This is a genomic window from Methylobacterium sp. HJ2, from assembly GCF_056431005.1.
Genome location: NZ_JBWJYM010000014.1, coordinates 36,186 through 48,154, shown reverse-complemented (window position 1 = coordinate 48,154; position 11,969 = coordinate 36,186). Strand labels below are relative to the sequence as shown.

Sequence of the window (11,969 nt, the reverse complement as noted above, 5' to 3'; positions counted from 1 at the left end):
GGCGCGCGACAGGCGCGCCGGCCCCGCACGCACCGTTTGCCGGGAGGGTACGAGACCCGTGACGACCCTGTACCTCAGCCATCCCTCCGCCCTCGACCACATCGTCCCGGAGGGTCATCCCGAGCGGCCGAGCCGGATCCGGGCCGTGGAGCGCGCCCTCGAGAACGAGCGCTTCGCCGGCCTCGTCCGGGGCGAGGCGCCCCGTGCCGAGCCCGGGATCGCGACCCTCGCCCACCCCGAGGACTACGTGGCGGCGATCGTCGCCGCCGCCCCCGCCGACGGGATGGTGGCGATCGATTCCGACACCGTGCTGTCCCCCGGCACCCTGGAGGCGGTGCTGCGGGCCGTCGGCGGCGCCGTCCACGCGGTCGACGCGGTCATGGCCGGCGAATGCAGCAATGCCTTCGTGGCGATGCGCCCGCCCGGGCACCACGCCGAGCGCACCCGGGCGATGGGCTTCTGCGTGTTCAATCAGGCGGCCATCGCGGCGCGCCACGCCCGGACGAAGCACGGCGCCAGCCGCGTCGCTCTCGTCGACTGGGACGTGCATCACGGCAACGGCAGCCAGGACATCTTCTGGGACGACGGCGCGGTGATGTACGCCTCGACGCACCAGATGCCGCTGTTTCCCGGCAGCGGCGCCGCCTCCGAGCGGGGGACGCGGGACACCATCGTCAACGTGCCGCTCCGGCCCAACGACGACGGCGCCGTGTTCCGCGAAGCCTTCGAGACCATCCTGGCCCGCGTCGACGCCTTCGCCCCCGACCTGATCCTGGTCTCGGCGGGCTTCGACGCCCACCGCCTCGATCCGCTCGCCAATCTCCGCCTCGATGAAGCCGATTTCGGTTGGGCGACGCGCCGGCTCCTCGACCTCGCCGACCGGCACGCAGGCGGGCGCCTCGTCTCGGTGCTGGAGGGCGGCTACAGCCTGGAGGGGCTGGGCAAGTCGGTCGCCGCGCACGTGGACGCCCTGATGGGGCATTGAGGGATCCCCTCCGGACGCTCGGGCAAGAGATCGGCACGCTCGGGCGCATCGCGCCGCCACCGACTGCGTCGCGGACCTGCTAAGCTTGGGCCCGGGCACAGCGGGGGCGGGCATGGGCGATCAGGACAGCAGCGATTTCGGCGGCGCGCTCGGCGGGTTCGATGCGGATTCCGGCTCCGACGTGGTGGCGGCGCCGCAGGGCTTCGGCGAGCGGCTCGGGGGCAGCTTCGCGGCGATCCTGATCGGATTGGCGCTGATTCCGCTGGCCTGCATCGGCCTGTTCTGGAACGAGGGCCACGCGGTCCACGTCGCCAAGGCGCTGGCCGAGACGCAGGCGCTCGTCCGCCCGATCCCGACCGACCGGCGCGATCCGGCCTTCGACGGCCGGCCGGTCTACCTCACCGGGCCGGTGACGAGCGCCGCCGGCGTCGCGGATCCGCAGCTCGGCCTGCACGCGGCCGGCCTGCATCTCGCCCGGACCGTCGAGATGTACCAGTGGCGCGAGAGCCAGTCCGGATCCGGCCAGGACCGGACATTCACCTACCGGCAGGAATGGTCGGCGCAGGCGATCGGCTCGGACGGGTTCCGCGCACCCGCGGGCCATCGCAACCCGGCCTTCCCGGCCGTCCGCTCGCGCAGCTTCGGCGCGGCCGATGCCCGGATCGACGCGGTGCCCGTCGGCGCCCAAGCGGTGCAGGCGCTGCCGGCCGGCGAGGATCTGCCCGCGGACGAGGCGGGCGCGGCGGCCATCGCCAGGGCCCTCGGCCGTCCGGCCCGGGCCAGCGGGAGCCTCTACTTTGTCGGGCGCGATCCCGATGTCCCGAGCGTCGGCGACCTGCGCATCGCCTATCGCCGGGCGCCCGCGGAGACGGCCTCCTTCATCGGCCGCCAGGAGGCTGCCGGGCTGAGCCCGTTCCGCGCCTCGAACGGCGAGGAGATCCTTCTCGCCGCCACCGGGACGCGCTCCGCCGACGCGCTGATCGCGCAGGGTCAGGACGACAACCGCATCCTCGCCTGGATCCTGCGGGCGGTCGGGATGGCCGTGCTCCTGATCGGGTTCTGCCTCCTGTTCGGGCCGGTGAACCTGCTGGCGAGCGTCGTCCCGATCCTCGGCAGCCTGGTGGCCGGCGCCACGTTCCTGATGGCGCTCGCCGCGACGCTCCTGGTCGGACCGGCCGTGATCGCGCTCGCATGGCTCGCCTACCGGCCGCTGCTCGCGCTCGGGATCCTCGCCGGCGCGGGCCTCGCCGCATTCGGCTTGGCCAGACTGCGCCGACGCCGTCCGGCGCCCGGCTTTCGCCCGGCCTGAGCGACGGGCCCTGTCCAGGGGAGGCCGGCAGCCGAGCCCCTCATCCCGGATGCCGCCAAGCGGCTCCGGATCTCACCTCGGCGCCGCCGTAGGCTCGGCCCCGACAGGCGGGGTTTCGCTTGAGCGAAGGATACCTGAGACCGCGATGCGCCCGTCGCAGGGACGCGCCCGGCATATTGCGCCGCAGCGAGAACGAAAAAGGTTCGCGAAACTTGTTCCCGGCAAGCCTTTAGCCCGACGAGAACTGATCCGTGACGCACGGATCCCCATGAAATCGCGCACAATCGATTGCGACATTTCGGGCACATGAATTCGGGGATGTGTCGCAGCGCACGCGACGCGACAGGTTTGCTGCCCGTCTGCCCTTGCATTTCCGTTGGCGAGGTTCAGATTGTGCATCGCGGGATCGCGATGGCGTCGCGGTTTCGCTGCCCTCTCTGGGCGTTTCCTCCCTAGACTTCGGGCCGCTCCTTCGGGAGTGGCCTTTTTTCTTGGGTGCTTGCCTCTCGGGCGATCGCCCCGGAAGGCCCCGACCCGGCCGGGCCACGCCGGCCCGCATCCGGTCAGCCGGATCAGCCGCGCGCGCGGGCGCGGATCATGAAATTGTCGTAGGTGTACTCGGCGACCTGGAACCAGAGGTACTCCTCGTTCCGGAAGGTCTTCATCGCTTCGTAGACTCGGCGGAAATCGGCGTTCTTGCCGGCCATCTCGCCGTAGACGTCGTTGGCGTGCTTGAGCGCCGTCTCCATCACGTCCTGCGGAAAGGGGCGCAACTGCGCACCGCCCGCCACGAGGCGGCGGAGCGCCTGCGGGTTGCGGGCATCGTAGCGGGCCTGGACCTCGGCCCCGGCCTGGGCGGCGGCGGCCTGCAGCACCGCGCGGTAGCTCTTCGGCAGGGCCTTCCACTTCTCGGCGTTGATCCAGAGGTGGAGCATCGCGCCGCCCTCCCAGAACCCCGGGTAATGGTAGACCGGCGCCACCTTCTGCAGGCCGAGGCGCTCGTCATCGTAGGGGCCGATCCACTCGGCCGCGTCGAGGCGCTTGGCCTCCAGCGCGGGGTAGATCTCGGGTCCGGACAGCGTCTGGGGCACGACGCCGAACTTGGCGAGCACCTGTCCGCCGAGTCCGCCGATGCGCAGCCGCAGGCCCTGGAGGTCGGCCGCGCCCTTCACCTCCTTGCGGAACCAGCCGCCCATCTGCGCGCCGGTGTTGCCGGCGGCGAGCGCGACCAGGCCGAACCGGCCGAAGATCTCGTTGAACAGCTCGGAGGCGCCCCCGGCATGCCACCACGCGTTCTGGCCGCGGGCATTGAGTCCGAAGGGCAGGGCGGTGGCCAGCGCGAAGGTCGGGTCCTTCGCGGTCCCGAGCGCCGCCGGGCCGTGGCCCATCTCGACGGTCCCTGAGGCCACCGCGTCGAGGAGCCCCTCTGAGGGCACCGGCTCGCCCGGCCCGAGGGGCTGGATCTGGAAGCGCCCGTCCGTGGCCTCGCCGACGAGGCGCGCGACGCTCTCGGCCGCCCCGAACAGGATGTCGAGGTTCTTGGCGTAGGCCGAGCTCAGGCGCCAGCGCAGCTCCGGCCCCTGTTCGGCCCGGGCGGGCGAACCGGCCAAGGCACCCCATCCGCCGCCAAGCCCGGCGGCCAGGAGAGTGCGTCGCTTCACGGTCTGGGTCGAGCTCTTCATGCGCGTCGCCATGCCACCTCGTTCGTCCGTCGCCACGGGAACGGGCTGCGGCACGATGCGATCCCCGGGTGCGACCGATTCTGCGGCCCTACCACGTCCGCCCGCCGTCTCGAAACCGCGGCCGGTTCGTGGTAGCCCGGCGGCCGCATGAACCCAGGTATCACCCTCCACACCGTCTGCGGCCTCGAGGAACTCGCCGGCCACGGCGCGCGCGGCGTCAGCCACGTGCTCTCGCTGCTCGATCCCGGCACGCCCGAGCCCGCGGCCTTCTCGTCCTACGGGGCACACCGGCGCACCGTCCTGCATTTCCACGATTGCCTTGGGCCCGGCGCGGGGCTGGTGCCGCCCGAGCGCGCGGACGTCGAGAGCATCCTCGCCTTCGGACGCGATCTCGCCGACGCCGAGGGGCACCTGCTGGTGCATTGCCATTACGGGCTCTCGCGCTCGACCGCGGCGCTGCTGATCCTGTTCGCGCAGGGTGAGCCGGGGACGGACGCCGAGGCTCTGGTGGCGCGGCTGCATGCGTTGCGCGAGCCGGCTTGGCCGAACACCCGGATGACGGGCTTCGCCGACGAGATCCTGGGGCGGGCGGGCACGTTGACCGCGGCGGTGCGGCGCCTCCACGCACGCCAGCTCGCGGTCCGGCCCCATCTCGCGACGCTCCTGCGCGAGCACGGACGCGGTCCGGAGATCGACGCGGCGCTGGCGCTGTAGCGCCACGTCCGGGAGCGCTTTCCGCCGCGACGGATGCGGGTTCGGCGCAGAATCGCATCGCGCAAAGGGGGTTGGGGGCCGTTTCCCGTCGCGACGCGATCGGGAAGGCGTTTACCGGACCGACCCGTCGCGGATGGAGCCCGCGCGCTTCCCTCGGGCCTTTGCCGGGGAGGCGGGGGCCCGGGCCGCGGGCAGGCGCACGGATCATGGCCCGACGACGGTTGGACCCGATAGGCGGGCGCGAGCCGGAGGCCTCTCCCCGTACAGGCCTCCTGGCCGGGTACGGGCCTACTTGCCGGCGGGCGTGAAGGCGCCGTCCTTCCAGACGTAGAGGACGTAGCCCTGCGCGGTGACGTCGCCCTTGTTGTCGAAGCCGACCGTTCCGAGGACGAGATCGAAGCGCTCGGCGTGCAGCGTGGCGGCGAGGCGCCGCGGCTCGGGCGTCTTGGCGAAGTTGCCGGCGGCGGCGAGGGCCTGGAGCGCGGCGTAGCCGTAGATCGTCGATCCGGTCGGGTCGATGCCCTCGGCCTTGAAGGCCTTGACCACGGCCGCCGCCGCGGGCTGCCGGCTCGGGTCGAGGTAGAAGGTCATCAGCACGCCGTTGCTCGCCGGCCCGGCGATGCGGGCGAAATCCGGGTTGGCGATGGCCGAGGTGCCGAACCATTGCGGGCGGAAGCCCCGCTCGGCGGAGATCCGCACGAGGCGGCCCATCTCGGCCGCGTCGCCCCCGTAATACACCACCTCGATGGCCGCGCCCTTCAGCCGGTCGGCCAGCGCCGCGTCGTCGGCGTCGCTCGGCGAGAAGGCGACCGAGAGCGCCTCGTTGATGCCGATGCGGTTGAGATTGTCCTTGGTGGCAGCGGCGAGCTGCCGGGCGGCGGGGGTGAGATCTTGGATCAGCGCGATCTTGCGGTCGCGGAAGCGCTCGGCCAGCACGGCGGCCGAGAGCCGGGCCTGATCGTCGTCCCGCCCGCAGACCCGGAAGATCGTCGGGAAGCCGCGGTCGGTGAGCTTGGCCGCGACGGAGGCGGCGGTGATCATCAGGATGCCGTTCTGGGCGTAGACCTCCGACGCCGCGATCGACGCGTTCGAGCAGACATGGCCGACGACGAGTCGGACCTCGCTGCGCACGAAGTGGTTCGCGACCGCGACGGCGGTGTTCGAGTCGCAGGCGTCGTCCTGCACGTCGAGCACGATGGTCTGGCCGTCGAGGCCGCCGCGCGCGTTGGCGTCGCGCGCGGCGGCCTCGATCCCACGCAGCACCTGCTCGCCGACCGCCACGTAGGCGCCCGAGCGCGGCACGGCCACGCCGACCACGACGTCGGCCAGCGCCGCCGAGCCCGCGGCGAGCGCCGGCGCCAGGGAGAGCAGCAGGGTCAGGGCTGGCCTCAGGCCGGCCCGGGTCAGGCTCCGGCGCAGAGGCCCGGGGCCGAGAGCGACGCGTCCGATCTTCATCGGGGCCTTCTAGAGCCGTTTCCGAGCGAGCGAAATCGGCACCGTTCCGTCTCTTGGTCGCAAGCTCGTGCGGCGATCGGACATGCCGGACGCGGGTCCTCGTTCTGCCCCGGCCGCGGAGCGCACCGGAGACCGCGGCGCGGCCCCCTGCAGCAAACGACGCGGCTCGCCCGATGGCAAGGCCGCCCGTGCTGCGAACCGCGCCGGACCGGTGCGGAACCGCGCCGGGGCGTTTTATTTTGCGGTTGCGTAGACGGATGCGGCGCCGGCGATGGGACCTGTGACGGTCGAGAAGACGCCCAGCACCTTCTGGACCTCGGTGAAGGGGGCGTTGGAGACGTAGACGAGGTCGCGGTTGCGCATGCGGAAGGCCTGGGTGGTGAACAGGCTGTTGGGATCGCGCATGTTGACCCGGTAGACCACCGGCACCAGCGGCGTGCCCAGCAGGCGCGAGCCGGGGTTGAGCCGGCGCACCACCGCGGCCGGCTCGAACCGGAAGATGAACAGCCCAGCCGGATCGGCCTGGAAGTCCGACAGGCCCCGCGCCTTGGCCAGCGCCTGGGCCAGGGTGATGCCCTCGGCCTGGAACGGGATCTCGGTGGCGTTGCCCAGCGCGCCCACCGCCAGGAAGGTCTGGGGATCGCGCACCAGCGTCAGCACGTCGCCCGGGCGCAGGAACACGTTCTCGCGCGGGTTCGAGACCACCGTGGTCAGCGGCACCGTCGCGGTCTGGGTGCCGCGCGAGAGCCGCACGAAGGTCTCGTTGACGGGCGAGCGCACGCCCCCGGCGGTGGCCACCACGTCCAGCAGCCGGTCGCCGCGGGTGGTGAGCGGCACGCGCCCGCCCACGGTGGCCTCGCCCGTCACCGTCACCGTCTGGGAGACCGCCTTGGTGACCGCGACCAGCACCTGGGGCTGGATCGCCTTGCCGGCCAGCTCGTTCTCGATGAGCGCCTGCACGTCCTGGGTGCGCCGGCCCAGCACCTGGATGCGCCCGGCATACGGCACCGTGATGCCGCCGTCGCGGCCCACCACCTGCTCGGGGATCAGCGCCGACTTGGAGCCGGCCGAGAAGCGGTCGGAGAGCAGCGGGCCGGAGAACAGGCCGCCCGAGCCCGCCTCCCAGATCGAGATGGCCACGTAGTCGCCCACCCCGATCACCGGCTCGAGCGAGGGCCGGTGGTCACCGAAGGAGGCCAGCAGGCTGTCGAGCGGGCGCCCGCGCAGCGCCTCCACCACCGCCGGCGTGATGTCCACGATCTCGTAGCGCGCCAGCAGGCCTTCCGAGGTCGACACCTCCGCGCCCGACTCCACAGCCGAGGCCGTCGGCCCAGCCGCAGGCAGGACCGAGCAGCCCGAGACCGCGAGCGCGGTGCACAGGGCCAGGGGAAAAGCGCGCATCCAGGATTCGCCTCGGTTTCGCTGTCCTGCTGCCTAGCCCAATCGCGTCGGGGTGTCCGTAGCGGGTGAGACACACCCTCGCCCGGACGGCCGGCGCGCCCCCGTGATCCCCGCTGCACACAGCACGCCCGCCCGGAATCCGCCTGCGGCTGCCCGGACCTCAGGCTCGCGCCCGGCGGCGAGCTCCGCCGTCCGGAGGGCCGAGGCCATTGCCCGCACGCGTGTTCCGAGGAATAGATCGCGGCCCTTCAGACGCGAGGGCGAACGCCCGAGTCCCGGATCCGCATGCGCAAAGTCCTGGCCTACACACCTCCGGACCTGCAGGAGGCCCGGCCGGGCACGGTTCGGCGCCGGCAAGTCTTCTTCCTGCCGGGCTACGATCCGGAGGGGCGCAGCCGCTACCGGATGCTGTTCGTGCGCGAGCTGTCGCGCGCCGCGCGCCGGTTCGGCGAAGGCCGGCGCGCGATCTCGCCGGCGACGATCAGCCCGGACGGCCTGCGGCAGAGCTGGACCGTCGCGGCCCATCCGGCGACCGAGGGCGCGCGCGTCGATTATCACGTGCTGCTCTGGGACGACGTCGTCGCCCGCGACTTCCGCCGGCCGCGCGTCCTCAGCGTGCTGCTCCTGCTGGCCGGGACCCTGCACGCGCTCGTCTACGGCCGACTGTGGCGCTTCTACCGCTGGAACTGGCGCTACGGGAACGTGATCCTCTACCCGTTCGTGATGGTCGTGCTGCTGAGCTTGGTCTCCCTGGCGCTCGGCAGCCTCGTGCAGGCGGGTCTCGGCAGCGGGTTCGGCCACAGTCTCGGGCTGCCACCGTGGATCTCCGTGCCGCTCGCCGTCGCGGCGGGCCTGGGCTGGATCGTCGCCATCGAGACGTCCCTGAACCGGATCTACTTCTGGCAGCTTCTGAACGACTGGGTCTTCAACTGGCAGTACGGCCGGGACCGGCGGCCGGATTACCGCGCCCGGGTCGAGGCCCTCGCCGAGGCCGTCCTCGGCGAATTGGCGCGGACCGCGTCCGCGGGCGACCGGCCGGACGAGGTGATGATCGTCGGCCATTCCACGGGAGCGATGACGGCCCTGGAGATCGCGGCGCGGCTGCTCGCGCGCGATCCGGAACTGGGGACGGGCGAGACCGCCCTCTCCCTCGTCACCATGGGGTCCGGCCTGCCCCTGGTCGCGGACAATCCCGCCGCGGGGCGCCTGCGGGGCGAGATCGCCGCGATCGTACGCGCCCGCCGCATCGTCTGGTGCGACTTCCAGGCGCCGCAGGACTGGATGAACTTCCCGGGCTTCAACCCGGTGCTCGACCTGCCCCTCGACCTCGCCGGGGGGCCGATCGCCAACCCGATCGTGCGCTCGGCGCGCTTCCGGGACATCCTCACGGCCGAGACCTACGCGAAGGTGGTCTACCAGCCCTTCCGGATGCACTTCCAGTTCCTGATCGCGAACGAGCGGCCGGGCGAGTACGACTACTTCCGCATGGTGCTCGGCCCCCAGTTCCTGCGCGACCGTGCCACCCGGCCGATCATCGGGCCCGAGCCCGCGGCGCCCCAGAGCCGGGCGGCGGCCTGAGCCCACGCGGTGCCGAGGTCGCCGTCCCCCGCCCGCGCGCCGCACGGGTCGGCCCGGCCCACGCTTCCCTTGCGGCGGCGCCGGCCTATTGATGGGCTTCGAGCCGGAGATCGATCGTGCCGCAGCCAGACTCAGACGCCCCGGAACCCCGGATCCCTCCGCAGGTGCTGGTGGTGATGGGCGTGTCGGGATCGGGCAAGAGCACGATCGCGGCCCGCATCGCCGAGCGCCTCGGCTGGGTCTTCGCGGACGGCGACGGCTTCCACAGCCCCGAGCACATCGCCAAGATGCACGCGGGCCTTCCGCTCGACGACGCCGACCGCGCGCCCTGGCTGGCGCGCATCGGGGCCTGGATCGGGGATCGTCTGGCGGCGGGGGAGGCGGGCGTCGTGGTCTGCTCGGCCCTGCGGCGGCGCTACCGGGACGGCCTGTCGGGCGGTGATCCGCGCGTGCGGATCGTGTATCTGGCGGGCGAGCGCGCCCTGATCGCCCGCCGCCTCGCCCAGCGCGCCGGGCACTTCATGCCGCCGGCCCTGCTCGACAGCCAGTTCGCCGTTCTGGAGCCCCCGGGCCCGGACGAGCGCGCGATCACGGTCGGCATCGAGGCGGAGCCGGAGGTAATCGCCGACCGGGTGATCGCCGCCCTGCGCGAGGCGCAGCGATGACCCGCGACATCGCCCTGGTGATCTCGGACGTGGACGGCACCCTCGTCACCGACGACAAGCGGCTCACGCCGGGGACGGTCGCGGCGGTGCGGCGCCTCGCGGCGGCGGGGATCGGCTTCACCGTCGTCTCCGCACGGCCGCCGGTCGGGCTCCGCAGCCTGACGGAGGCCCTCGGGCTCGCCCTCCCGCTCGGCGCCTATAACGGGGCGAGCGTGCTCCGGCCCGACCTGACGGTGATCGAGGAGCACACGATCCCCGAGGACACGGCCCGGGAGGCCGCCCGGCGCCTCGCCGCGGCGGGCCTCGACATCTGGGTGTTCGCGGCGGGCGCGTGGTGGCTGCGCAATCCGTCCGCGCCCTATGCCGATCTCGAGCGCCGCACCCTGTCGGCGGAGCCGCGGGTCACGGACGATCTTGCCGGCCTCCTGGGGGCGGCCTCCAAGATCGTCGGCGTCGGTCCGGACCCCGCCCATCTGGCGGCCAGCGAAGCGGAGATCGCCGCCGCGCTCGGCGCGCGCGCCACGGTCCACCGCTCCCAGGCCTACTACCTCGACGTGACGCCGCCGCACCGGGACAAGGGCGGCTTCGTCGATTGGATGGCCCGCCATCTCGGGATCCCGGCAGCCCGGATCGCGAGCTTCGGCGACGCGGGCAACGACTGGCCGATGTTTGCCCGCAGCGGCCTCGCGATCGCCATGGGCAACGCCCCGGAGGCCGTGAAGGGGGCTGCCGGCGCCGTCACCGGCACCAATGGGGCGGACGGGTTCGCCGCGGGCGTGGACACGCTGATCCTCGGCCGATCCGAAGCCTGATGGCGGTCGGAGCCTGATCCCGGCCCCCGCCGTCGCGCGGGCGGGTCATGATGAGGCGGGCCCGGCGCGGTCCGGTTCGCGTCAGGAGCCCCGGCGGGCGCCCTCAGGGCTCGCCCGCATGCCCCGTGTGCGCTGTGGCACACGAACCACAGCACACCACCGGAACGCGCACCGCCCACAGCCGGGCGCCGCCGGGCCGCTTTCCGGCCTCATTTGGATCCGACCACAGCTTGACCAGAACAAGCCGACCGGGTCTCGAATGAATCGCCTCCTCCTCGCGGCCCTGCTCGCGTCGATTCCTGTCGCGGCGCTCGCACAGGGCGCCCGCGACAACATCGACGCGCTGATCGAGCAGGAAGCCAAGGCGAACGGGGTGCCGGCGAGCTTCGTCCACGCGGTGGTCAAGCGCGAGAGCAACTACAATCCGCAGGCCAAGGGCGGCAGCGCGCTGGGCCTGATGCAGATCAAGCACGCGACGGCGCGGAGCCTCGGCTACAACGGCGCCCCGAGCGGCCTGTTCGATCCCCAGACCAACCTGCGCTACGGCGTGGCCTATCTCGCCGGCGCCTACCGCACGGCCAAGGGCAACATCGCTCAGGCCTACACCTACTACAACCGCGGCTACTATTACGCCGCCAAGCGCCAGGGCATCGCCACGGAGTTGGCCTCCGTCGTGGCCCCGGTGGCTGCCTCGGCGAGCGCCGTGGCGAGCCTGTTCACCGGCGCTCCCGCCTCCGATCCGAGCGTGGCCGTCGCCGGCACGGCGCTGGCCTACGCGCCGAGCCTCGCGCCGCAAGCCGCGCAGCCGGGCTCCCAGATGGCCTCCGTGCAGGTCGAGGCGGTCGAGGTGCCCCTGCCGCCCCGTCGCCCGGCGGCTCTGGCGGGCGCGACGATCCAGCTCGCCAGCGCGGACCTGTCCGCCGTCACGCTCACGCCGCGGCCGCCCCCGGGCCAGGTCTCCGCCCAGACGCCGGCCGTCGCGTCGTCCACCACGCCGACCGCGGCGCAGGCGGCGAACCAACCCGTCGCCGAGACGATCGAAGTGCCGCTGCCGCCCCGGCGCCCCTCGGTCCAGATGCTCGCCGCCGTGGCGCGCCCGATTGCGGTGGCGCGCAAGCCCGCTGTCGGCACGGCCGTTCAGGAAGCCTCCGCCCTGCCGCCGGTCCAGTGATCCGGCTTCCGCTCGATGCGAGCGGAGACCGTATCGATCGGCTTGCGCCGCGCTCGCACGAAGCCCGGAACCGCCGCTCGCAGGGACAGCCAGGATTCGGCCCGAGCCGAAGCCCCCCGGAATCCGCAGCGATCGCAGACGGGCGGCTTGACCGGGGCCCCTTCCGACAACACATAGGCCACCGGTTCGCTGCGCTG

Annotated in this window: 10 protein-coding genes; 7 read left to right on the top strand and 3 right to left on the bottom strand. The window is 72.9% G+C overall.

Translation table 11 applies throughout. The annotated features are described in order from the left end of the window. The first annotated feature begins 58 nt into the window (after positions 1-58). Positions 59-985 carry a histone deacetylase family protein gene (locus ACS5RC_RS25015; protein ID WP_478346634.1) on the top strand — a complete coding sequence of 309 codons (927 nt, stop codon included), beginning with the start codon at positions 59-61 and terminating at the stop codon, positions 983-985. A gap of 112 nt (positions 986-1,097) precedes the next feature. Next, entirely contained in the window at positions 1,098-2,294 is a 1,197-nt protein-coding gene (locus tag ACS5RC_RS25010) for a TMEM43 family protein (protein ID WP_478346633.1), read from the top strand. Between the two features lie 572 nt (positions 2,295-2,866). Here ACS5RC_RS25010 and ACS5RC_RS25005 read toward each other — a convergent pair. Beyond that, positions 2,867-3,988 carry a TRAP transporter substrate-binding protein gene (locus ACS5RC_RS25005; RefSeq protein ID WP_478346632.1) on the bottom strand — a complete coding sequence of 374 codons (1,122 nt, stop codon included), beginning with the start codon at positions 3,986-3,988 and terminating at the stop codon, positions 2,867-2,869. 135 nt (positions 3,989-4,123) lie between these two features. Between ACS5RC_RS25005 and ACS5RC_RS25000 the strand changes: the two genes are divergently transcribed. After that, positions 4,124-4,690 carry a tyrosine phosphatase family protein gene (locus ACS5RC_RS25000; protein WP_478346631.1) on the top strand — a complete coding sequence of 189 codons (567 nt, stop codon included), beginning with the start codon at positions 4,124-4,126 and terminating at the stop codon, positions 4,688-4,690. A gap of 288 nt (positions 4,691-4,978) precedes the next feature. On the opposite strand, the gene ACS5RC_RS24995 is transcribed toward ACS5RC_RS25000, so the two are convergent. Both ACS5RC_RS24995 and ACS5RC_RS24990 read right to left on the bottom strand, forming a co-directional pair. Continuing rightward, complete coding sequence (locus ACS5RC_RS24995; RefSeq protein ID WP_478346630.1) at positions 4,979-6,145, bottom strand: branched-chain amino acid ABC transporter substrate-binding protein; 1,167 nt, start codon at positions 6,143-6,145, stop codon at positions 4,979-4,981. A 234-nt stretch (positions 6,146-6,379) separates the two neighbouring features. Beyond that, positions 6,380-7,546 (bottom strand): polysaccharide biosynthesis/export family protein, encoded by a 1,167-nt coding sequence (locus ACS5RC_RS24990; protein ID WP_478346629.1) that lies wholly within the window; start codon positions 7,544-7,546, stop codon positions 6,380-6,382. A 285-nt stretch (positions 7,547-7,831) separates the two neighbouring features. On the opposite strand from ACS5RC_RS24990, the gene ACS5RC_RS24985 reads away from it, so the two are divergent. The 4 genes from ACS5RC_RS24985 to ACS5RC_RS24970 all read left to right on the top strand — a co-directional run bounded on the left by ACS5RC_RS24985 (position 7,832) and on the right by ACS5RC_RS24970 (position 11,772). After that, positions 7,832-9,124, top strand: coding sequence for an alpha/beta hydrolase (locus ACS5RC_RS24985; protein WP_478346628.1), 1,293 nt, complete (start codon positions 7,832-7,834; stop codon positions 9,122-9,124). 176 nt (positions 9,125-9,300) lie between these two features. Beyond that, positions 9,301-9,789, top strand: coding sequence for a gluconokinase (locus ACS5RC_RS24980; RefSeq protein ID WP_478346656.1), 489 nt, complete (start codon positions 9,301-9,303; stop codon positions 9,787-9,789). Beyond that, entirely contained in the window at positions 9,786-10,601 is an 816-nt protein-coding gene (locus ACS5RC_RS24975; RefSeq protein WP_478346627.1) for an HAD-IIB family hydrolase, read from the top strand. The genes ACS5RC_RS24980 and ACS5RC_RS24975 overlap by 4 nt, the downstream gene beginning before the upstream one ends. Before the next feature lie 259 nt (positions 10,602-10,860). Next, positions 10,861-11,772 (top strand): transglycosylase SLT domain-containing protein, encoded by a 912-nt coding sequence (locus ACS5RC_RS24970; protein ID WP_478346626.1) that lies wholly within the window; start codon positions 10,861-10,863, stop codon positions 11,770-11,772. Positions 11,773-11,969 lie beyond the last annotated feature (197 nt).